Here is a 22,768-nt window from a genome sequence, read left to right as displayed (position 1 = left end):
CGTTATCCGGATCGAGGACAGTGTATGGTGGGTAGTTTGACTGGGGCGGTCTCCTCCTAAAGAGTAACGGAGGAGTACGAAGGTGCGCTCAGACCGGTCGGAAATCGGTCGTAGAGTATAAAGGCAAAAGCGCGCTTGACTGCGAGACAGACACGTCGAGCAGGTACGAAAGTAGGTCTTAGTGATCCGGTGGTTCTGTATGGAAGGGCCATCGCTCAACGGATAAAAGGTACTCCGGGGATAACAGGCTGATACCGCCCAAGAGTTCATATCGACGGCGGTGTTTGGCACCTCGATGTCGGCTCATCACATCCTGGGGCTGAAGCCGGTCCCAAGGGTATGGCTGTTCGCCATTTAAAGTGGTACGCGAGCTGGGTTTAGAACGTCGTGAGACAGTTCGGTCCCTATCTGCCGTGGACGTTTGAGATTTGAGAGGGGCTGCTCCTAGTACGAGAGGACCGGAGTGGACGAACCTCTGGTGTTCCGGTTGTCACGCCAGTGGCATCGCCGGGTAGCTATGTTCGGAATAGATAACCGCTGAAAGCATCTAAGCGGGAAACTAGCCTCAAGATGAGATCTCACTGGGATCTTGAATCCTCTAAAGGGCCGTCGAAGACTACGACGTTGATAGGTGGGGTGTGTAAGCGTTGTGAGGCGTTGAGCTAACCCATACTAATTGCCCGTGAGGCTTGACCATATAACACCCAAGCAATTTGCTTAGCGCAAATTGACGGTGTGAAGACGATACAAACCGAAAATTCGGCAAACACACAAATTACCCGCAACACCATCACATACCCAATTTGGAGCTGCGCTAACGCGACGCTCCACCCGAATTGCTTGACGACCATAGAGCGTTGGAACCACCTGATCCCATCCCGAACTCAGTAGTGAAACGACGCATCGCCGATGGTAGTGTGGGGTCTCCCCATGTGAGAGTAGGTCATCGTCAAGCTTAAATTCCAAACCCCCTACTCGTGAAAACGGGTGGGGGGTTTGTTTTTGGGCGCGGAAAAGTGAAGCGGGGGCGACGGCCCCGATAGGCGCCTCGTTTCCAGTAAGGAACTTAGGAATAGAACCAGTCGTGCTTTCGACCCCAACTGCGCAGAACTCAGCAGTTCTGCCACCCTATCGGTCCAAAGACACAACGCAACGGTCGCCGCACTCACCTTATTGCGTCTACGATTGCCAGCAACCGTTCGTAATCGTTCATATCCCATTGTTTGGCACGTTCACTAGAGCTCTTTCATGTCTGATGCTGCAGATGCTCGCGAGTTGCCCGAGATGCCATTGGAGGCGTTAACCGCCTGCCATGAATGTGATTTGCTGATGCTCAAACCCCAGCTCAACGTCGGCGACAGCGCGCACTGTCCGCGCTGCGGCTTTGAGCTGTACATGAGTCGCCCCAAAGTGGTGAAGCGCAGCATGGCGCTCGTGATCGCGGCGTTGCTGTTGTATTTCCCCGCGAATTTCTTGCCGATTATGGAGCTCAGCTTGCTCGGCCAGCGCAGCGTCGACACGGTCTGGAGCGGCGTACTCGCGCTCTACAATTCCGGCATGCAAGGCGTTGCCGTGGTCGTGTTCCTCTGCAGCATGGCGGTGCCCCTGCTCAAGCTGCTTTGCCAATTTCTAGTCCTGCTCTCCATCCAACTGAAATTCGGCCGCAGCTATGGCCTGCTGCTCTACCGCATTTATCACCATATGCGCGAATGGGGCATGCTCGAGGTGTACTTGATGGGCACCCTCGTTTCCATGGTCAAACTCATCGGCCTGGCGGATGTCACGCTCGGGTTTGGTCTTGCCTGTTTCGTTGCCCTGTTGCTGATACAAGTCTGGCTTGAAGTCACCATGACGCCCCATCAAATCTGGGAAGCACTGTCCGGGGAGAGCGACCATGCGAGCCATTGATGCCGGCATCGTGGTGTGCCACGAATGCCACCAGCTCAATAGAGAAGAGCCCGACACCCACTCTCAGTTCTGCACCCGCTGCGGTGCTAGCGTTCACGCCCGTAACCCCAATAGCCTGAAGCGCACCTGGGCGCTGTTGGTGACATCGGCAATCTTGTACATCCCGGCTAACCTTCTGCCGATCATGACCGTCAGCACCCTCGGCAAAGGCGAGCCCGACACCATCATGTCTGGCGTGATCTCCCTAGTGCAGTACGGCATGATCCCTATCGCCGCCGTGGTATTTATCGCCAGCATTCTGGTGCCCACCTTCAAGCTGGTTGGCATTGGCTTGCTGCTCTACTCGGTGCAGCGCCGCCTGCCGATGACGCCCCGCCAGCGCATCGTGATGTACCGCTTTATTGAATGGATCGGCCGATGGTCGATGCTCGACGTGTTCGTCATCGCCATCCTGGTGGCCTTGGTTAACTTTGGCACCCTGGCCAGCATCGAGCCCGGCTACGGTGCCGCCGCTTTTGCCAGCGTGGTGATCCTGACCATGCTGGCCGCCCACACCTTCGACCCGCGCTTGCTCTGGGACAACACGGAAACGGATGACAATGACGATGAATGATCTGCCCAAAGCCAAAATCCGGCCGGCCTCAAATTGGTCTGCCATTTGGGTGCTGCCCCTGATCGCACTGTTGATCGGCGGCTGGCTGGCCTGGCGCGCCTATGAACAGGCGGGCATCGACATTCAGATCATTTTCGCGTCCGGCGATGGCATTCAGGCTGGCAAAACCGAGGTCATCTACAAAGGCATGCCAGTCGGCAAGGTAAAGACCCTCACCCTGGATGACACCGGCGCCCGGCTTGGCGTTATTGCCACGGTCGAAATGGACAAAGACGTAGAGCAGTTTTTGCGCACCAACACGCGCTTCTGGTTAGTTAAGCCGAGCGTGAGTCTGGCCGGCGTCACCGGGTTGGAAACCCTGGTGTCAGGCAACTACATCACGGCAGCGCCAGGCGACGGCGAGCCCGAGCGCAAATTCACGGCACTGAACGAAGTGCCGCCAATCGCCGACTCTGTGGCCGGTCTGCATCTGACCCTGAAGGCCGAGCGCCTGGGCTCGCTCAATCGCGACAGCCCGGTGTTCTACAAGCAAATCCAAGTCGGCGTGGTGAAGAGCTACAGCCTGGCCGCCGACCAGACCACCGTTGAAGTGAAGGTGTTTATCCAGCCGCAATACGCTTCATTGGTGCGCAAGCACACGCGCTTCTGGAACGCCAGTGGCGTGACCGTGAATGCGGATCTGGGCGGCTTCAAGCTGCGCACCGAATCGCTCGCCAGCATCGTTGCCGGCGGCATCGCGTTCGCTACACCGGAACACCGTAAAGACAGCCCGCCCACCGACCCAAGCCTGCCCTTCCGCCTGTATGAAGATTTTGATGCCGCCCAGGTCGGCATCAAGGTCAATGTGAAACTCAGCGATTTCGAAGGGCTGCAAGCGGGTCGCACACCGATTATGTATAAGGGCATTCAGGTCGGTACGCTGAAAACCCTGAAGATGAACGACGACCTTGCCACCGCTTCCGCCGAGCTTGCTCTCGACCCGCGCAGCGAGGACTACCTGGTGGAGGGCACCGAATTCTGGGTGGTCAAACCGGTTATCTCCCTGGCCGGCATCACCGGTATCGAAGCCTTGGTCAAAGGCAACTACATCGCCGTGCGCCCGGGCGAGAAGGGCAACCCGCCGGCCCGTGAATTCGTTGCCCGCGCCAAGGCCCCACCGCTGGACCTCAGCGCCCCTGGCCTGCATCTGGTGTTGTACAGCGACGTACTCGGCTCGCTCGAAGTCGGCAGCCCGGTGCTCTACAAACAAATCAAAGTCGGCACCGTGCAGAGCTATCAACTGGCGCGCGACCGCAAGCGCGTCGCCATTGGCGTCCACATCGAACCGGAGTACGCCAATCTGGTGAACAACTCCACCCGCTTCTGGAACGCCAGCGGCATCACCCTGAGCGGCGGTCTCTCTGGCGTCACAGTAAAAAGCGAATCCCTGCAAACCCTGCTCGCCGGTGGCATCAGCTTTGAAACGCCAGACCCCAAAGCCGCGCCGACCAAACGGGTACAGCGCTTCACCCTGCACCCCGACCGCGAAGAGGCCCTGCAGAAAGGCACGGTGATCAACATCCGCGTCGACTCGGGCGACGGCCTGAAACCCGGCACCCCGATCCGCTATAAAGGCATCGACCTGGGCAAGGTCGAAACCGTGGCCCTCACCGATGACCTGCAAGCCGTTCAGTTAACCGCCCGGATCACCGAAAGCGCCGACAAAATCGCTCGCGTCGGCTCGCAATTCTGGGTCGTCAAACCCGAACTCGGCCTGATCCGCACCGCCAACCTCGACACCCTGGTCAGCGGCCAATACCTGCAAGTACAGCCGGCCGCCAAAGCCACTGCGGCGCAGACCAACTTCGTCGCGTTGAACGAGCCGCCGATGTTGGCGACCCAGGAAAGCGGATTGAAACTGACCCTGAGCGCGCCGCGTCGTGGCTCGATCAAAGCCGATGTGCCCGTCACCTACCGGGAAGTTCAGGTGGGCAAAGTCACCGGCATCGAACTGGGCGCTACGGCGGACCGCGTGTTGATCCGCATCCTGATCGAACCGCGTTATGCCGCCCTGGTTCGCGGCGGCAGCCGCTTCTGGAGCGTTAGTGGGTTCTCAGTGGATTGGGGCTTGTTTAAAGGCGCCAAGGTGCGCACGGAATCGGTGGAATCGTTGCTGCAGGGCGGCATTGCATTCGCTACGCCGGAGGGCGATCAGATGGGTGCGCCAGCGAAGGCGGAGCAGACGTTTGTCCTCAACGAAGAGGCGAATGACGAGTGGCTAAAATGGGCCCCCAAAATTTCTTTGGGGAAATAAGCGATCGGCTGCGCGTCGGCATAGCTGCGTTGAAAACGTTATTTGAATGCTCATTGGCTTGAGCCAACTCCGCTTCAAAGAACGTTTTCGCCTTGCTCTGCTCTAGCTCGCTCGATCTCGAAATTTGTTGGGTTTGAAATGGAAAGGGCCGCTTATGCGGCCCTTTTTTGGATCAAGAGCTTCGCGGCTTAAGCCGCTCCTACAGGACTGTGCAACCTGTAGGAGCGGCTTAAGCCGCGATTGGCCCTCAAGCCAACCACACTTCCCACTATCAAGCCGGCTCAACCACCGCCTCAACCTTCACCACCGGCTCATGCCGACGGATGTATTTCCAGTCCGCTTCATCAATGTAAATCCCGTTCGGCCCGCTGCCGCCTTCCAGGTCGATGGCTACGTGTGCACACACCTGCGGTTTCACGCTGGCCAGAATCGGCACAAAGCCCAGTTGCAGGCTGGTTTCGATCAGGGCTTGCTGGTTGCGTTCGTCGATGTCGGCGGCTTCGTCGAGGTAGTAGGGCAGGCGCACTTTGCCGGCTTGTTCGCGGTCCATCAGGTGCAGCAGCAGGTACATGTTGGTCAGCGCTTTGATGGTCATGGTCGTGCCGTTCGAGGCGGCGCCGTCGATGTCGGTGTGCACAATCGGCTGGCCGCCGACTTTGGTGATTTCGAACGCCAGCTCGAACAAGTCTTTGAGCCCCAGCTGGTTGTGGTTCGCGGCTACCAGGCGTGCCAGGTATTCCTTGGCTTCCTCGTTGCGCACGTCCTGATCGGCCGACTGGTTGAGGTCGAACACCGACAGGGTTTCGCCTTCTTCGTACTGGCCGGCGCTGTGGATGATCTGGTCGATGTGTTTGAGCGCGTCTTTGTTTGGCGCCAGCACGATGCGGAAGCTTTCGAGGTTGGAGACCTGACGGCGGTTGATCTCGCGGTTGAACAGGGCCAACTGGTGTTCGAGGTTGTCGTAGTCGCTGCGGATATTGCGCAGAGTGCGGGCGATATCGGTGACGGCTGCGCGGCGGGCCTTGGCCAGGGTCAGCGCTTCATCCTGACGGTGCGCGTAGGCATTGATCAGCAAGTGCAGGCGCCGCTCCACGTCATCTTCGCTGTCGAACTTGGCCACGCCCTTGAGGCGAATCTGCGCGTACAGCGCGTCAATCTGCCCGTCGATGCGCTGCAGGCTCTGCCACGCATCCTGATAGTCGTTAAGCAGCGGCAGCAAGTTGTCGAGCGAGTCGTCCACCGGCTCCATAAACGGCGTGCCGAAGGGCAGGTTGGCTGGCAGCAACTGGCGACGACGCAGGGCGTCTTCCAGGGTGCGTTCTTTGGCTTCCAGATCGGCCAACTGGCGGCCGACCAATTGCAGCTTGGCCGACAGCTGTTGCACGCGTTCGGTAAACGCATCGCTGGCACGCTTGAGGTCGTCCTGCGCGGCTTCGGCCTGGGCCAGTTGTTCGAGCTTGGCGGGTTCTTCCACGGCCAGGGTCTGGCTGCGGCGGAAGTCTTCCAGTGCCTTCTGGGCGTCCAGCACCTGGTTGTACAGGGTCTCCGCCTGGGCTTTGCTGGCGGCGCGGTCGGAGGCCACGCTTTGCTGGGTCTTAAGCTGTTTCAGCTCTTTCTCCAGGCGCTCTTTCTGATCGCGTAACGCGGCGCGGTCGGCCAAGGCTTGCAGCGCAGGCGGTTCGATATGGCTGAGGTCGATGCTCAAGCCGGGCACTTCAAAACGCTCGGCTTTGAAGCCGTCGAGGATCACTTCCAGCGACTTCACCCACTGGCCGTCTTCATCCAGGCCGATGCCATGCTCGCCCAGCGGCAAGCTGAACAGCGCGCCGTTGAACAGGCGCATCAGGCGCTCGACGTCTTGCTGGCTGAACTCTTCACGCAAGCGCGCGTAGCTGTTGTTGTCGGCATGTTCCAGTTGTTGGCGCACCGACTTCAGGCGTTTTTCCAAGTCGCGCAGACGCTCGTCGAGGTCTTCGCTGGAGAACTGCCGCGACTGTGCCAGCGCACCGGCCAGTTCATCGTGGGCGTCTTTGGCGGCGAGCAGTTGCTGCTCCAACACCTGAGCGTTTTCCACCAGCGCGAAGCGATGTTTCAGTACGCCGAACTCGCCGAGCCAGCGCTGAATTTCGCTAATCTCACGTTCCAGGCGCATCAGCTCTTGTGTGCCGCCGCGCTGTTCGTGTTGCAAGCCGTCTTGCTCGCCACGGTAATGCTCGGCCTGAATCACCAGCTCTTCGCGGCGGGCGCCGGCATAGTCTTGCCAGGTGCCGAGCAGCGAATCGAGCAACGGCGAAATGCGGTGCAGCTTGCCGCGCAGCACTTCACGTTGCGCCACGCCAGCGCTCAGCGCTTCCACCAGCGGCCCGGCCGCGACCAGTGATTGGTAATCGGCTTCCATGCGGCGCACGTCGCGGAAGGCTTCTTCGCACGCGGCAATGTAATCGACGCTACCCGAACGCAGGCTGTGTTCGAACGCATCAAGGAACAATTGCTTGAGCTTGGCCGCGGTGATTTCGCGCATGTGCAGCAGGTTGATAAAAAGCGCGCGGAAGGTCTTCAAACTCTGCTCGCTGGTGGAGCGCAGCGGGATCAGGGTCAGGTCCAGCGGAATCGAGGTGTGGCCGCCTACGAGCAACCGGCGCAGTTCTTCCGGCTTCAGTTCATAAGCCTTGATGTTCTCCCGCTCCAGATTGGCAAACAGCTCGCGCTGGCGCAGGCAGGTGCCGTTCTTCTGGTAATGCTCTAGGTGCAACTCGCCGGCATAGGCGAAGAACTGGTGGCCGAAGCCGCCACCCGGACCGCGCCCGGCAACGCCGATTACGTGCGGGCCGTGGGGCAGAGCCACTTCAACGAGGATGTAACTGGTGTCGCTGGCGAAGTAGAACTTGCGCGAGGCTTCGAGGCTGTACTTGCCGAAGCTCATGTCTGACATGCGCGCCAGAATCGGAAATTGCAGGGCGTTGATCGAGGCGCTTTTGCCCAGGTTGTTGGCGCCGTACACCGACAATGGTTGTTCCAGCGGGAACAAACCCAGGCTGTAACCGGCGGTGTTTAGCAGGGCAAAGCGGCGGATACCGTAGCGTTCCTGGCTCATGCATCGATCTCCTGATTGGCACGCTCTTCAGCCAAGGCGCGGGCCAGGGCTTGTTCTTCGCTTTCTTCTTCAATGGCCGCATGTGCAGGTGCAGGTGCAGGTGCAGGTGCAGCGGCGATGGCGGGCAGCGGCGGAATGTCATCGTCCTGCTCGCCATCGATCAGCAGAATGTCGTCGCCGCTGTCGTCATCCACCAAGGCCGGCGTCGGCAACGGCAGCACGCTGTGCAGGCTGGCGGCCAGGTCGCGGTCTTGTTGCACCGAGAGGCACACGTCGAGGAAGCGATGCATCGGCGGCAGGAAGCGGTACACGCCGTTTTCCTCGTTGGCAAAACCCAACTGCGTCATGCGGCGCATCACCTTTTCTTCCAGCTCTTCCTGGGTGGTGACTTCGGCCTGCACAAACAGGTCGCGGTATTTCTCCAGCAGCGGTGGCAACTCATCGCGGCCCAGGCTGCCGCCGTCGAGGACGGCCAGCGGGTCACGGCCCTGGTCGGCCAGGTGCTCCACCAGAATGAAGGTGAACAGCGCCAGGCGCTGAGCGGTTTTGTTTACTTGCGCGCCCATTTGCTCGGGCACGAAATAGTAGAAACCACGGGTGTCGCACACCAGCTCGAAACCCAGCGCGCGGAACAAAGCGCGGTAGGCGTCCTGCTGGTTGGAGAGTTGGCTATACAGCTCGGCGTCGCGGTGGCTGACGTGATAACCCTTGAACAGCTCGCGGAAAATCGGCGCCAAGTGGCTGAGTTCGGACAGGTCGATATTCATACGCAAAATTCTTCAAAAAGAGTGGCGACGGGCTCAAGCATGGTTGCTGGCCACCAACGCAAAGGAGCACAGGCTGACCTGGTGCTCGGCGGTGTAATAGTCGCGGCGCTCCAGGCGCTCACGCTGAAAACGGCCGTCGCGCGACAAGCGCGAAAACCAGTACAGCAATTCATCGGTGGCGCCTTCGGGCTCCTGCTCCAGCAGCCACACCATCAGGTCGGGCATCGGCAAGGCGCTCTGGCAGCGCTCGAGCATTTCCCGCGCGGTGCGGGGCGCTTTTGGCGCTTCGCCTTTGCGCATACCGCTGGCCTTGGGGAACTGCGTGGGTTTGGGCTCGAAGCGGGCCAGGGCGTAAACGTACGACTCCACCTGACTGGTGCTGCCGAGAAAGGTGCTCTGCGGCCTAGTGAACAGCGGCAGCGCCGCCTGCGGCACGGCGTCCAGCCCCTTACGGCGAATAGCCGATAACGCCAGCGCGGCGCCACGGGTCACGGCGTTATGCCGGCGCGCTTCTTCACGCAGCGGCAGCAGCAGTTCGCGGGCGCGGCGCAGCGTTAGCTGGGCAGTGGTTTGCATTTCCAGAATGCGCGCGTGGGTGCGCAGCAGCAGGTCGTCGTCCACCAATTGGCCAAGGCGATGCTGTTCGCTCAGCAACCGCAACAGCACTTGCTCAACGCGGCGCACGCCTTGTTCGAAGGCGCCGTCGGCGTTCACCAGTTGAATCATCGGCTCAACGTATTCGTCCCAGGTCGCCAGCACTTCGGCATAGCGCTGACGCAGCGGAATTTGTCGGTCGCTGGTCTTGGCGCGGTCGGCCACGCCCACCAGTGCCTGCTCGTCGTTGGCGAGTTTTTTCAGCACGTCGCGTACACGCATGTCGAGCAAGCGCAGCTGGCGGGCCAGGTCGTTGGCGTCGCGAATCTCGAAGGCGTCCTGAATGTAGCCAGCCAGGCGTTCGAGGTGGCGCAGGTACGCTTCAATTTCCAGGCACAAGCCCAGGCGGTGTTCGCGGCGCAGGTAGGCGAGGAAGTCGTGAATTTGCGCGTTGAGCTCGAAGCGGTTCGGGCTCTTGGCCACTGGCACCAGAATGTCCAGGCGGATCCAGGTGTCCAGCAGGCCGGTGATGTCGGCGGGGGTGCTTTGCACCAGTTGCACCGCCAACTGCGCGCGCAATTCGATCAGGCTCATGGTGCCTTGGTCGAACCGTTCGCAGAGCGGCTCGAGTAACGTCCAGTGTTCAGCGAGGGCGCGCAGTACGCGCTTGGGCTCGATCATGTGGGCTCAGTCAAATCAGGTTTAGGCAGTCAGGCGCCGGGCAAAGGTCGCGATTGTACTGCATGCACAGCGGCGCGTTTCATTCTCGGCTGATCAAAGGCAGGCCACGGTTTTCGAGCGAAACCACGGCGAATCGAATGTTCGATAATCGAACGGATAGTCGATTATCGGATTGTTCCGCCACCCCTCGCGGCGTACTGTTTTCTCACCCGGCGCCTACCCCCTTTCCGAGGCGCCCCGGATAACAAGACGAGATCGAACATGGCTGAACTCCTGTCTCTACGCGAAGCGGTCGAGCGCTTTGTCCATGATGGTGACACCGTCGCCCTCGAAGGTTTTACCCACCTGATTCCGACTGCCGCGTCCCATGAATTGATTCGCCAGGGCAAGAAAGACCTGACCCTGGTGCGCATGACCCCCGACCTGGTCTACGACCTGCTGATCGGCGCCGGCTGCGCCAAGCGCCTGGTTTTCTCCTGGGGCGGCAACCCCGGCGTGGGTTCGCTGCACCGCCTGCGTGACGCCGTAGAGAAAGAGTGGCCGCACGCCCTGGAAATTGAAGAACACAGCCACGCCGACCTGGCCAACTCCTATGTGGCCGGCGCGTCCGGTTTGCCGTTCGCGGTGCTGCGCGCTTACGCCGGCTCCGACCTGCCGAAGGTCAACCCGCTGATCAAATCCGTTACCTGCCCGTTCACCGGCGAAGTGCTGGCGGCGGTGCCGTCGGTGCGTCCGGACGTAACCGTGATCCACGCGCAAAAAGCCGACCGCAAAGGCAACGTGCTGCTGTGGGGCATTCTTGGCGTGCAGAAAGAAGCAGCGCTGGCGGCCAAGCGCTGCATCGTCACCGTTGAAGAAATTGTCGACGACCTGCAAGCGCCAATGAACGCCTGCGTGCTGCCGACCTGGGCGCTGACCGCCGTGTGCCTGGTGCCGGGCGGCGCACACCCGTCGTACGCCCACGGCTACTACGAGCGCGACAACCGTTTCTACCAAGCCTGGGACCCCATCGCCCGCGACCGCGAAGCCTTCACCGCGTGGATCGACGAATACATCCGAGGCACCGAAGACTTCGCCGCGTTCCAGCACAAGCTCGCCAGCAAGCACCACGCGGAGGCCAAATAATGAGCGACTACAGCACTAACGAAATGATGACCGTCGCCGCCGCCCGCCGCCTGAAAAATGGCTCGGTGTGTTTTGTCGGCATCGGTCTGCCTTCCAAGGCCGCTAACCTTGCGCGCCTGACGTCATCGCCCGACGTGGTTCTGATTTACGAATCCGGCCCCATCGGCGCCAAGCCCACCGTATTGCCGTTGTCGATTGGCGACGGCGAGCTAGCCGAAACCGCTGACACCGTGGTGCCTACCGGCGAGATTTTCCGCTACTGGCTGCAAGGCGGGCGCATTGACGTCGGCTTCCTCGGCGCCGCCCAGGTCGACAAGTTCGGCAACATCAACACCACCGTGATCGGCGATTACCACAAGCCCAAAGTGCGCTTGCCCGGTGCCGGTGGCGCGCCGGAAATTGCCGGCTCGGCCAAATCGGTGCTGATCATTCTCAAGCAATCGCACCGCACCTTTGTCGACAAGCTGGCCTTCGTGACATCGGTCGGTTTCGGCGAAGGCGGCGACCATCGCCAGCGCCTCGGCCTGCCGGGCAAAGGCCCGGTGGGCATCATCACCGACCTGTGCATCATGGAGCCGGAAGCCGGCAGCAACGAGTTCATCGTCACCTCGCTGCACCCAGGCGTCACCCGCGAGCAGGTGGTGGAAGCCACGGGCTGGGCGATCCGTTTCGCCGACCAAGTTGGCGTAACGCAAGCGCCGCAAGCTCACGAGTTGGAAGCCCTGCGCGCCCTCGAAGCGCGCACCGCCGCGGCTCATGGCCAGGCCGGAGGTGAGGAATGACACGCGAGGTTTTTATTTGCGATGCCGTGCGCACACCGATTGGTCGCCTCAACGGCGGCCTGTCGCCGGTGCGTGCCGATGACTTGGCGGCGATTCCGCTGAAGTCGCTGATCGAGCGCAATCCGCAGGTCGACTGGAACGCCGTGGACGAAGTATTCATGGGCTGCGCCAACCAATCGGGCGAGGACAACCGCAACGTCGCGCGCATGGCCGCGTTGTTGGCTGGCCTGCCAGAAAGCGTGCCGGGCGTAACGCTAAACCGCCTCTGTGCCTCGGGCATGGAAGCGGTAGGCGCCGCGTTTCGCGCCATCGCCACGGGTGAAATGGAGCTGGCCATCGCAGCGGGCGTGGAGTCGATGACTCGCGCGCCCTACGTAATGGGCAAAGCCGACGGCGCCTTTGGCCGTGGCCAGAAACTGGAGGACACCACCCTCGGCTGGCGCTTTATCAACCCGCTGATGAAAGAGCAGTACGGCGTCGACCCCATGCCAGTCACTGGCGATAACGTCGCCGAAGACTACAACGTCAGCCGCGCCGACCAGGACGCCTTCGCCCTGCGCAGCCAGCAGCGCGCCGCCGCCGCACAAGAGGCCGGCTTCTTCGCCGAAGAAATCGTGCCGGTGGTCATCAAGGGCAAAAAGGGCGACACCACGTTCAGCGTGGATGAACACCCACGTGCCGACACCTCGGCCGAAGCCCTGGCCAAACTGAAACCGGTTAACGGCGCAGATAAAACCGTGACCGCCGGCAACGCCTCCGGCCTCAACGATGGCGCCTCGGCGATGATTCTTGCCTCGGCCGACGCGGTGAAAAAGTTCGGCCTTACGCCGCGCGCCAAAGTGCTGGGCATGGCCAGCGGCGGCGTGGCACCACGGGTGATGGGCATTGGTCCGGTTCCCGCCGTGCGCAAATTGCTCGAACGCCTGAACCTGTCCATCGACGCTTTCGACGTTATCGAACTCAACGAAGCGTTTGCCGCGCAAGGGTTGGCGGTGGTTCGCGAGCTGGGGTTGGCTGACGACAGCGCCAAGGTGAATCCAAATGGCGGCGCTATCGCCCTGGGCCATCCACTGGGCATGAGCGGCAATCGCTTGGTGCTGACGACAGTGCACCAGTTGCAGAAGACCGGCGGCAAGCTGGGTTTGGCGACCATGTGTGTAGGCGTGGGGCAGGGGTTGGCGATTGCTGTTGAAGCGGTGTAACGGCTGCAAATATCGCGGCTAAAGCCGCTCCCACAGGGATGCGGTTCTTGTGGGAGCGGCTTTAGCCGCGATGGCCATTGCACAACCACCGCTGCGCTTAGGTTTGAACGGGGCGCTGTTACGTGGGTCTAGACTCACGCATACACCCAAACGAGTAACAAGATATGACCACCATGCATTACACCGGCGAAGAACGTCGCAAACGGATCTTCGCCATTGTCGGTGCCTCCTCGGGCAACCTGGTGGAATGGTTCGACTTCTATGTCTATGCCTTCTGCGCCATCTACTTTGCCCCTGCGTTTTTCCCCTCGGACGACCCCACGGTTCAACTGCTCAACACGGCCGGCGTCTTCGCGGCTGGGTTTTTGATGCGGCCGATTGGCGGCTGGCTGTTCGGCCGGGTTGCCGACAAGCACGGGCGCAAGAACTCGATGATGATTTCGGTGCTGATGATGTGCGCCGGCTCACTGGTCATCGCCTTTCTGCCGACCTACGCCAGCATCGGCGCCTGGGCACCGGCGCTGTTGTTGATGGCGCGCCTGTTCCAGGGGTTGTCGGTGGGCGGCGAGTACGGCACCACCGCCACCTATATGAGCGAAGTGGCGCTACGCGGTCAGCGCGGCTTCTTCGCCTCGTTCCAGTACGTGACCCTGATCGGCGGACAACTGCTGGCGGTGTCGCTGGTGGTGATTCTTCAGCAGTTGCTGACTGAAGAAGAACTGCGTGCCTGGGGCTGGCGTATTCCGTTCGTGGTCGGTGCCGTGGCGGCGGTGATTTCCCTGTTGCTGCGTCGTAGCCTCGAAGAAACCACCACCGCCGAGCAGCGCGCCGACAAAGACGCCGGCAGCATGGCCGCGCTGTTCAAACACCACAAAGCCGCGTTTATCACCGTGCTCGGCTACACCGCTGGCGGCTCGCTGATTTTCTACACTTTCACCACCTATATGCAGAAGTACCTGGTGAACACCGCCGGCATGCACGCGAAAACCGCGAGCTACATCATGACCGGCGCGCTGTTCCTGTACATGTGCATGCAGCCGCTGTTCGGCATGCTTTCCGACAAGATCGGCCGCCGCACTTCCATGCTCTGGTTCGGCGCGTTGGGCACGCTGTTCACCGTGCCGATTCTGCTCACGCTGAAAACCGTCAGCAGTCCGTTCCTGGCGTTTGTGCTGATCACCCTGGCCTTGGCCATCGTCAGTTTCTACACCTCAATCAGCGGCCTGGTGAAAGCCGAAATGTTCCCGCCGCAAGTGCGCGCCCTGGGCGTGGGCCTGGCCTATGCCGTGGCGAATGCCATGTTCGGCGGCTCGGCGGAATACGTGGCGCTGGGGCTGAAAAGCATCGGCATGGAAAACACCTTCTACTGGTACGTCACCGCCATGATGGCCGTGGCCTTCCTGTTCAGCCTGCGGTTGCCTAAGCAGGCGGCGTATTTGCATCACGATCACTAGGTAAGATTGGGCACTTGTTATGTAGGAGAGGCTTTAGCCTCGATGCTTTTCAATCAACAGCATCGAGGCTCAAGCCTCTCCCACAGTTAGCCTGCGCGCTTCCCTTTCTTGCCCCCGACGGTGATCTTTTAAGGACGATGTATGAGCAACAAGTTGTTCGACACCTATTTCACCCAGCCCGCCATGCGCGCGGTTTTCTCCGACGCCGGGCGGCTGCAGGGCATGCTCGATTTCGAAGCGGCGCTGGCCCGCGCGCAAAGCAGCATCGGCCTGATTCCCGCTGAAGCCGTCGCGCCCATCGAGGGCGCCTGTCGCGCCGAGTTATTCGACGTGGACAGCCTAGCCACCGCCATCGCCACCGCTGGCAATTCCGCCATTCCGCTGGTCAAGGCCCTCGGCAAACAGATCGCCAGCGTCAGCCAGGAAGCCGAGCGCTACGTTCACCTCGGCGCCACTAGCCAGGATGTGATGGACAGCGGCTTGGTGCTGCAACTGCGCAGCGCCATCGAGCTGTTGGAAGCTGACCTCGCGCACCTGGGCAACGCCCTCGCCAGTCAGGCCAGCCTGCATTGCGCCACGCCAATGGCCGGACGCACCTGGCTGCAACATGCCACGCCCGTTACCTTGGGCATGAAAATCGCCAGCACCCTGGGCGCAATCACTCGCCAACGCCAGCGCTTGGCCGAACTGAAGCCGCGCCTGTTGGTGCTGCAATTCGGCGGCGCCTCGGGCAGCCTCGCGGCGCTTGGCGACCAGGCCATGCCAGCGGCCGAAGCACTCGCCGCCGAGTTGAACCTGCGCCTGCCGGAACAGCCCTGGCACACCCAGCGTGACCGCCTGGTGGAGTTCGCCAGTTGGTTAGGCATGCTCGCTGGCACCCTGGGCAAACTCGGCCGCGACCTGAGCCTGTTGATGCAAACCGAAGCCGGCGAAGTGTTCGAGCCGTCGGCGCCGGGCAAGGGCGGCTCCTCGACCATGCCGCACAAACGCAACCCGGTGAGCTGCGCCGTGCTAATCGGCGCCGCCACTCGCGCGCCGGGGCTGGTGGCGACCATGTTGTCGGCCATGCCGCAGGAACACGAGCGCAGCCTGGGCCTTTGGCATGCCGAATGGGAAACCCTGCCGGAATTGTGCTGCCTGGTCTCCGGCGCGCTGCAACAAGCCCTGGTGGTGGTGCCGGGCCTGGAAGTGAATGCCGAGCGCATGCGCCAGAATCTGGACCTCACCCGAGGGCTGGTGCTGGCCGAAGCCGTGAGCATCACCCTGGCCCAGCGCATCGGTCGTGATGCGGCCCATCATCTGCTCGAACAATGCTGCCGCCTGGCGGTGGAGCAGGGCGTGCACTTGCGCCAGGTACTCGGTGAAAACGCCGAAGTCAGCGCCCAGCTCAGCAGCGACGAACTCGACCATTTGCTCGACCCCGCCCATTACCTTGGCCAGGCGCGTTTGTGGGTGCAGCGCGCCATTGCCGACCATCAAGTCCTCAGTGTTTAGGAGCGTTTCATGCCTGCCGTAACCCTCGCCGATGGCGAACTCCACTACCGCCTGGATGGCGACGCCGCGTTGCCGGTGCTGGTGCTGTCCAACTCGCTAGGCACCGACCTGCACATGTGGGACGCGCAGGTCGATGCGTTCAGCCAGCACTTTCAGGTGCTGCGTTACGACACCCGTGGCCACGGCAAATCGCTGGTCACCGAAGGCATTTACAGCATCGAACAGAACGGCCGCGACGTGCTGGCCTTGCTCGATGCGCTGGGCATTGAGCAGGCGTACTTCTGCGGGCTGTCCATGGGCGGCTTGATTGGTCAGTGGCTGGCGATCAACGCCCCCGAGCGCCTCAAACGCGTGGTGCTGTGCAACACCGCCGCGAAAATTGGCAGCCCGGATGTGTGGAATCCGCGCATCGAAATGGTCCTGCGCGACGGCCCGGCCGCGATGCTGGCGCTGCGCAATGCCTCCATCGCCCGCTGGTTCACGCCTGAATTCGCCAAGGCTGAAACCGCCAAAGTTGAAGCGGTGGTTGGCATGCTCGCCGCCACCTCGCCGCAAGGGTACGCGGCTAACTGCGCGGCCGTGCGCGACGCCGATTTCCGCGAGCAACTGGGCAGCATCACGTTGCCGCTGCTGATGGTCTGCGGCACCGAAGATGCCGTGACCACACCGGCTGACGGACGCTTGATCGTCGAGCGCGTCGCTGGCGCGCAGCTGGTCGAATTCCACGCCGCGCACCTGTCCAACGTTGAAGCCGGCGATGCCTTCAGCCAGGCCGTACTCGACTTCCTCACCCACTGAATTTGGCGACCTATCCAATGGACGAAAAACAACGCTACGACGCCGGCATGCAAGTGCGCCGCGACGTATTGGGCGACGCACACGTCGACCGCAGCCTGAAAAACCTCACCCCGTTCAACGAAGAATTCCAGGAAATGATCACCCGCCACGCCTGGGGCGACATCTGGACCCGTCCTGGCCTGCCGCGCCACACCCGCAGCCTGATCACCATCGCCATGCTTATCGGCATGAACCGCGAAGGCGAACTGAAGCTGCACCTTAAAGCCGCCAAGAACAACGGCGTGACGCGCGAAGAGATCAAGGAAGTGCTGATGCAGAGCGCGATTTACTGCGGGATTCCAGCGGCGAACGCGACCTTCCATCTAGCCGAAGAAGTGTGGGATGAGATGGGGGTTGAGTCGCTGAAGTAGGCAGGGCGGTCTCCGGGTCGTCGGCCAGGCTGCGTTGCGTCCTCGCTTTAAATGCTCACGTACTTGAGTACGCTGCGCTTTAAAGCTGCGGGGCGCCTTGCCTGGCCTTAGCCCCGGAAAACTCGGGTTGTGGGAGGCCGTAGAGCAAAACCCTCTCCCCAGCCCTCTCCCGCAAGCGGGCAGGTCGGGGTTGTTTCGGCTCACTCGGTAAGGCTCCCCCTCGCCCGTTTACGGGAGAGGGGCTGGGGGAGAGGGCAGCGGCCAACGCAGCGCCCTCAATCCCAAACCGGCGCAAACGCCGGGTTCACAATCCGCACATCCTTGGGCAACGCGGCAATCGCTGCCCGATCGTCGTCGTCCAGCCTGACGTTCAACGCCTCCAGGTTCGCGCGCTGGTTTTCCAGGCTGTTGGACTTGGGAATCGCCGCCACGCCGTCCTGTTCCAGCACCCAGCCCAAGGCGATCTGACTCGGCAGCACGCCATGCTTCTCAGCAATGCGTTGCACCGTCTCGGTGTCGGCGCCTTGGCCGCGTGCCAGCGGCGTATAGGCGGTGAGCGCCATGCCGTGCTGGCGGGCGAAGTCGAGTACCGGTTGCTGGTTGAGCAGCACGTGGTATTCCACCTGCACCACCGACAACGGCGCGCCCATTTCCACCACGGCGCGTTTGAGCAAGGCGACGTTGAAGTTGGCCACGCCAATCTGTTTGGTCTTGCCTTCATCACGCAGCGCCACCAGCGTTTCGATGCTGCGCTCAAGGTTCCACCCGGCGTTTGCATCGCCAGGCCAGTGAATCAAAAACAGGTCGAGGCAATCATCCCCGAGGGCTTTGCGGCTGGCGTCCAGGGATTGGCGCATGGCCTGTGGTTCGAGTTTGTTCCACCAGACCTTGGTGGTGACGTGAAGCTGCTCGCGGGGAACAGCAGTGCGCGCCAGGGCTTTGCCAATGGCGGCTTCATTGTCATACGCGGTGGCGGTGTCGAGGTGGCGGTAGCCCAGCTCCAGCGCCTGCTCCACGGTGCGCGTGCATTCATCGCCGAGCATTCGCCAGGTGCCAAGGCCGAGCTTTGGCAGGTGCAGGCCGTGGCCAGTGGTAATGGCTTCCATAGAAGGCCCCTTTTCGCTGTGTGTCGGGGTTGGACTGTCGAGCTGATCGCGCGTTCGCCGCCGTCATCCTCGCGAACGCGGGGATCCAGGCTCGTTCAGTAGACGGCGATGTCACCCGCGCCGCGTACCGGCATAAAAAAGCCCGTCACAGGGACGGGCTAACGTGTTTTCACACGAGAAGTCAGTAGCGCGTTGGGCTCGGCTTACAGCAACGACAACGGGTAGCTAACGAAAATACGGTTCTCGTCAAACTCGTTGGCGTTGAAGTCGCGGCGCATGGAAGAGTTGCGCCATTTGAAGTTGAGGTTCTTGAACGTGCCGCTCTGCACGGTGTACGCCAGCTCGGATTCGCGACCCCATTCCTTGCCATCGGTGACCGTGCCGACGTGCACGTTGTCGCCGCTGATGTAGCGGTTCATCAGGGTCAGGCCGGGCACACCGACTGCGGTGAAGTTGAAGTCATGGCGCAGCTGCCAGGATTTTTCCTTGGCGTTGTCGTAGCTGGAGTTGTAGCTGTCGTTCGCCAGGGTGCCGCCGCTGGTGCCGTTGACGCGCATCCACAAGTCATCGCCGCTGACCTTTTGCAGGCCAACATAAAACGTGCTGCCGCCGTATTTGGCCGAGAGCAGGGCGAAGGCGGTTTTGTTGTCGAGGTCGCCGGCCAGTTGGCTGCCGTCTTCCTTGCCGATGAAGTAGCCGAGGTTAGCGCCGAGGGTAACGTCGCCTACCGGTTGGCTATGCAGCACGTTGAAATATTGCTGCTGGTAGATGTCTTCCAACTCGGCGTACCAGACGCCGACGGTGGTGCGTTTTTCGTTGAAGGAATATTCGCCGCCGGCAAAGTTGAAGCGGTCCGAAAGGAAAGCGCCGCGCCCGTTCATGGACATGTCTTCCATGCTCGCGTCGTTACGCGGGCTGTTCTGCCGGAACTGGCCGCCGTACAACGTCAGGCCGTCAATTTCCTGCGAGGTCACCTGACCGCCACGGAAGGTTTGCGGCAGCGAGCGGCCATCGTCGGAGCGCAGAATTGGCAATACCGGCATCCACTCACCGACCTTCAATTCGGTCTTCGACAGCTTGGCTTTTGCCGCCACGCCCAGGCGGCCGAAATCGTCGGCCGGGCGACCGTCACTGTGTACCGGCAGCAGCTGGGTGTTGGCGGTGCCCCGGCCGCCATCAAGTTTCAGCGAGTACAGGCCCAGCACATCCACGCCAAAGCCAACCGGGCCTGGGGTGTAGCCGGATTTCACGTCGAGAATGAAGTTTTGCGTCCACTCTTCAGCCTTCGCCTGCGCGTTGTCAGGGTTGGTGAAGTTGCGGTTGAAGTAGGCGTTGCGAAAATTCAGCGTGGCCTTGGTGTCGTCGAGAAACCCTTCGGCCTGGCTCACTTGAGTGAACCCGGCGACAGCCAGTGCGATCAGAGCAGGAGCGTGAACAGAGCGCAGCGCGCCCTTGGACGAGATGTGCAGCATCGAAGTAGACCTTTTTTGTATTTATCGGTCATCGCAGCGCCGGTCCGCTTGGCGGTGGCGTTCAATGTGCAGGCATAGTGGAAGGAGCCTGCGGAGGGTTCAATTCGGTAAAGGCCATTTTGGGCGATTATCGAACGGTAATTAACCAGGTAGTACATTCCTGGGCGGCGCAAAAGGTTCCAGATCCCCCGTGGCCTGTAAGCTATTTTCAAGGTCTTAACGCTCGTTATTTTTGGAGCCCCATGAGTTTGCCCAGCTCCCCGCTGACTACCGCCCAGCAGCCCTTTCGCGGCATTGCCCTGATTCTTCTGGCCACGTTTCTGTTTGCCAGCCACGACGCATTGTCCAAATACCTGTCCGGGTTTTACCCCGTGGTGATGGTGGTGTGGGCGCGTTATGTGGTGCACACGCTGTTGATGGCGGGCATCTTCCTGCCGCAATCGGGCCTGCGCGTGCTGCGCAGTAAACGCCCCGGTTTGCAGATTATTCGGGCGTTGTGTCTGCTCGGCACGAGCTTGTTATTCACCACCGGCATCCGATACATCCCGCTCGCCGAAGCCACGGCGGTGAACTTTCTGGCGCCGTTGCTGGTGACCGCTTTATCGGTGCCGCTGCTGGGCGAGCGGGTGACGCGCGGCCAATGGGCGGCGGTGTTGGTGGGGTTTTCCGGGGTGTTGGTGATCGTCCATCCGGGCGGCGAGCTGTTCACCCCCGCCGTGCTGCTGCCGTTCGGCTCGGCGCTGTGTTTTGGCGTGTACCAGATCCTCACGCGCATTCTCGCCAATTACGACAGCCCGACCACGAGTAACTTCTTCGCCGGCCTGTGCAACACCGTGCTGGTCAGCTTGCTGGTGCCGTTCTTCTGGCAAGTGCCGACCTGGGGCCACGCGCTTTTAATGATTGCCCTCGGCACCTGCGGTATGACGGCGCACCTGATGCTCACCCAAGCCTTCCGCTACGCCGCACCGGCCTTGCTGGCGCCGTTTGGCTACTGTCAGATCGTGTTCGCCGGGCTGCTGGGGTTTGTGGTGTTCAGCCATACGCCTTCATTCAGCGCCTTGCTGGGTATCGCCATTATTTGCCTGAGCGGGCTGGCGGCGGCGTGGTTGCAGAAGCGGCGGTAAATCAAGCGCGAAAAACAAAAGGCCCCGTAGGGCCTTTTTTATTGCGCGCCGGTTAGGCCGGCTTCACGTCCGGCACCTTTCTCGGCGCCATGAAGTACAGCCACAGTAAGGCCAGGAAATACATGGTCGGAATCATGGTGAACAACACGGCGTAGTTGTTGTTCGTCACCGTCAGCACGTAACCCACCAACTGCGTCATAAACATACCGCCGACCGCCGCGCACATGCCGCCAAAGCCGAACACGGTGCTCATCATGTGCTTGGGCGTGAAGTCCATGACCAGGCTCCAGATATTGGCGGTCCAGGCCTGATGCGCACCGACGCCGAGGGCGATGGCCAGCACCGCGATCCACAAACCGCTGGCGTGGGCCGCGAAGATCACCGCGACGATGGCGCACGCGCAGATCAGCATCGACAACAGCCGCGCCTTGATCGCGTTCATGCCTCGGCCGATCAACCACGACGACAGGATGCCGCCACCGATGCTGCCGAAGTCGGCGGTCAGCCAGATGAGGATCAGCAGAATGCCCATCTGCGACACGCTGATGCCCAGGTTGTATTGCTGATTGAGAAACGGCGGCAGCCAGTACAGGTAAAACCAGAACACCGGCGCGGTCATCGAGAAGGCCAGGGCGAATGCCCAGGTGCCGCGCATGCGCAGAATGTCACGCAGCGGTACGCGCGCCTGGGCTGGCTCGTCGGTGTGCTGGATGTAATCAAGCTCGCTCTGTTTCACGCTCGGGTGGTCTTCCGGGTTGAAGTATTTCAGCCCCCAGAACACCAGCCAGATCGCGCCCAGCGCAGCCATGCACAGGAACACCGCTTGCCAGCCCCAGGCCACCAGAATCAGCGGCAGCAGGGCGGGCGTGAGCATGGCGCCGACGTTGGTGCCGGCGTTGAAAATACCGGTGGCAACAGCGCGCTCGCCAGCGGAAACCAGATGCGTGCGGTCTTCACGCACGCCGGGTAATTCGCCGCTTCGGTGAGGCCAAGAATAAAGCGGCAGACCATAAAGCCGACCGCCGAGGTCGCCAGGCCGTGGCCGCCAGTCGCCAGGCTCCAGAGCAGCACGGCAAAGAAGAACGCGCGTTTCACGCCCACGCGGTCGATAAAGCGCCCTTGCAGCAAAAAGCCGACGGCGTAACCGACCTGGAACCAGAAGTTGATGTTGGCGTAGTCCATCGCCGTCCAGCTCATTTTCTCTGCCAGCACCGGCTGCATGACCCCGAGCGCGGCGCGGTCGATGTAGTTCAGCGTGGTGGCGAAAAACACCAGGGCGAGCATGCCCCAGCGGGTTTTGCCGACGGCCATGGCGCCGCGAATTTTGTCGCCGATACCGGCGTGAGGGGTGGTCGGCGCGGTGGAGGGGGTCGCGGCGACGGGTGTGCTGTGTGACTGACTCATGAGGTGCCATCCGTTCAAAGACTGCGCGTGCAGTCGAGACTTCGACTCAAGGCAGGCAGCGTGCGTTGCGCACCGGCTCATCGCAAGGGCGAGGCGGTTCAAAGGCGCGGCGGTGTCTGCGGTTAAGGACGTTTGCCGGGTTAAGCCGGTCAGCCTGATAACGGTGGCGAGGTGAGGGGAGCGGTTGCGGTGAGCATGAGGAGTACCCGTTTTCTTGAAGTTGTCAGGGTTTCGCGCGCTGATTTTTCAGCGCCACGTTGCACGGAAACGGCCACCGGGAAACTGCGTTGAAAGGCGAGGCGGCCAGCTAGGACATGCAAGGTGGGACCGATGGTGGGCCATGGGCGAAAAAGCCGTCAATTCGATAAACGGCCAACTGGTCGATAATCGAACACAAAACTAACCGGTTGGTACAAAGTCGCTTTGCGCCCGGCAGGTGATGGCGAA

The 22,768-nt window shown here is 61.4% G+C and carries 16 protein-coding genes, 2 rRNA genes and 1 pseudogene (1 of these 19 running past the window's edge); 13 read left to right on the top strand and 6 right to left on the bottom strand.

Annotation, left to right across the window (positions count from 1 at the left end; genetic code table 11):
- The 5 genes from ACZZZP_RS21075 to ACZZZP_RS21055 form a co-directional block, all read left to right on the top strand.
- A 23S ribosomal RNA gene (locus ACZZZP_RS21075) occupies positions 1-697 on the top strand; it begins 2,193 nt to the left of the window's first position.
- Between the two features lie 142 nt (positions 698-839).
- Positions 840-955: ribosomal RNA gene (rrf, locus tag ACZZZP_RS21070) — 5S ribosomal RNA — on the top strand.
- 293 nt (positions 956-1,248) lie between these two features.
- Positions 1,249-1,908 carry a paraquat-inducible protein A gene (locus ACZZZP_RS21065; protein WP_463384004.1) on the top strand — a complete coding sequence of 220 codons (660 nt, stop codon included), beginning with the start codon at positions 1,249-1,251 and terminating at the stop codon, positions 1,906-1,908.
- Entirely contained in the window at positions 1,895-2,521 is a 627-nt protein-coding gene (locus ACZZZP_RS21060) for a paraquat-inducible protein A (RefSeq protein ID WP_463384003.1), read from the top strand. Before ACZZZP_RS21065 ends, ACZZZP_RS21060 begins: the two co-directional genes overlap by 14 nt.
- Positions 2,514-4,814, top strand: coding sequence for a PqiB family protein (locus tag ACZZZP_RS21055; RefSeq protein WP_463384764.1), 2,301 nt, complete (start codon positions 2,514-2,516; stop codon positions 4,812-4,814). Before ACZZZP_RS21060 ends, ACZZZP_RS21055 begins: the two co-directional genes overlap by 8 nt.
- A 271-nt stretch (positions 4,815-5,085) precedes the next feature.
- On the opposite strand, the gene mksF is transcribed toward ACZZZP_RS21055, so the two are convergent.
- From mksF to mksB, 3 genes are read right to left on the bottom strand one after another with little or no spacing between them, the layout of a single operon-like run.
- The gene (gene mksF / locus ACZZZP_RS21050; protein ID WP_463384002.1) at positions 5,086-7,908 is read right to left on the bottom strand and encodes an Mks condensin complex protein MksF; all 2,823 of its coding nucleotides are present in this window, start codon (positions 7,906-7,908) and stop codon (positions 5,086-5,088) included.
- Entirely contained in the window at positions 7,905-8,675 is a 771-nt protein-coding gene (gene mksE, locus ACZZZP_RS21045; protein WP_463384001.1) for an Mks condensin complex protein MksE, read from the bottom strand. Before mksE ends, mksF begins: the two co-directional genes overlap by 4 nt.
- Before the next feature lie 33 nt (positions 8,676-8,708).
- Positions 8,709-9,950, bottom strand: coding sequence for an Mks condensin complex protein MksB (gene mksB / locus ACZZZP_RS21040; protein WP_463384000.1), 1,242 nt, complete (start codon positions 9,948-9,950; stop codon positions 8,709-8,711).
- 261 nt (positions 9,951-10,211) lie between these two features.
- On the opposite strand from mksB, the gene ACZZZP_RS21035 reads away from it, so the two are divergent.
- The 7 genes from ACZZZP_RS21035 (at position 10,212) to pcaC (ending at position 17,215) form a co-directional block, all read left to right on the top strand.
- Complete coding sequence (locus tag ACZZZP_RS21035) at positions 10,212-11,075, top strand: CoA transferase subunit A (protein ID WP_463383999.1); 864 nt, start codon at positions 10,212-10,214, stop codon at positions 11,073-11,075.
- Complete coding sequence (locus ACZZZP_RS21030) at positions 11,075-11,857, top strand: CoA-transferase subunit beta (RefSeq protein ID WP_463383998.1); 783 nt, start codon at positions 11,075-11,077, stop codon at positions 11,855-11,857. The genes ACZZZP_RS21035 and ACZZZP_RS21030 overlap by 1 nt, the downstream gene beginning before the upstream one ends.
- Positions 11,854-13,059, top strand: a complete 1,206-nt coding sequence (pcaF, locus tag ACZZZP_RS21025; RefSeq protein WP_463383997.1) for a 3-oxoadipyl-CoA thiolase — start codon at positions 11,854-11,856, stop codon at positions 13,057-13,059. Before ACZZZP_RS21030 ends, pcaF begins: the two co-directional genes overlap by 4 nt.
- 164 nt (positions 13,060-13,223) lie before the next feature.
- Entirely contained in the window at positions 13,224-14,513 is a 1,290-nt protein-coding gene (locus ACZZZP_RS21020) for an MFS family transporter (RefSeq protein WP_122493378.1), read from the top strand.
- 141 nt (positions 14,514-14,654) lie between these two features.
- Positions 14,655-16,007 carry a 3-carboxy-cis,cis-muconate cycloisomerase gene (locus tag ACZZZP_RS21015; protein WP_463383996.1) on the top strand — a complete coding sequence of 451 codons (1,353 nt, stop codon included), beginning with the start codon at positions 14,655-14,657 and terminating at the stop codon, positions 16,005-16,007.
- Positions 16,008-16,016: 9 nt separating this feature from the next.
- Entirely contained in the window at positions 16,017-16,805 is a 789-nt protein-coding gene (pcaD, locus tag ACZZZP_RS21010; protein ID WP_463383995.1) for a 3-oxoadipate enol-lactonase, read from the top strand.
- A gap of 17 nt (positions 16,806-16,822) precedes the next feature.
- The gene (gene pcaC / locus ACZZZP_RS21005) at positions 16,823-17,215 is read left to right on the top strand and encodes a 4-carboxymuconolactone decarboxylase (protein ID WP_463383994.1); all 393 of its coding nucleotides are present in this window, start codon (positions 16,823-16,825) and stop codon (positions 17,213-17,215) included.
- Between the two features lie 275 nt (positions 17,216-17,490).
- On the opposite strand, the gene ACZZZP_RS21000 is transcribed toward pcaC, so the two are convergent.
- Together ACZZZP_RS21000 and ACZZZP_RS20995 are read right to left on the bottom strand one after the other, a co-directional pair.
- Positions 17,491-18,321 carry an aldo/keto reductase gene (locus ACZZZP_RS21000; RefSeq protein WP_463383993.1) on the bottom strand — a complete coding sequence of 277 codons (831 nt, stop codon included), beginning with the start codon at positions 18,319-18,321 and terminating at the stop codon, positions 17,491-17,493.
- Positions 18,322-18,524: 203 nt separating this feature from the next.
- Complete coding sequence (locus ACZZZP_RS20995; protein WP_463383992.1) at positions 18,525-19,793, bottom strand: OprD family porin; 1,269 nt, start codon at positions 19,791-19,793, stop codon at positions 18,525-18,527.
- 242 nt (positions 19,794-20,035) lie between these two features.
- Here ACZZZP_RS20995 and ACZZZP_RS20990 point away from each other — a divergent pair, with 242 nt between their 5' ends.
- Entirely contained in the window at positions 20,036-20,917 is an 882-nt protein-coding gene (locus tag ACZZZP_RS20990) for a DMT family transporter (RefSeq protein ID WP_122493372.1), read from the top strand.
- Positions 20,918-20,969: 52 nt separating this feature from the next.
- Here the strand turns inward: ACZZZP_RS20990 and ACZZZP_RS20985 are convergent.
- Positions 20,970-22,228: pseudogene (locus ACZZZP_RS20985) on the bottom strand (MFS transporter).
- Positions 22,229-22,768: the final 540 nt, after the last annotated feature.

This window comes from Pseudomonas sp. AC211 (genome assembly GCF_979258055.1).
The sequence above is the reverse complement of the archived record's forward strand: the minus strand, read 5'-3'. Positions and strand labels throughout refer to the sequence as shown.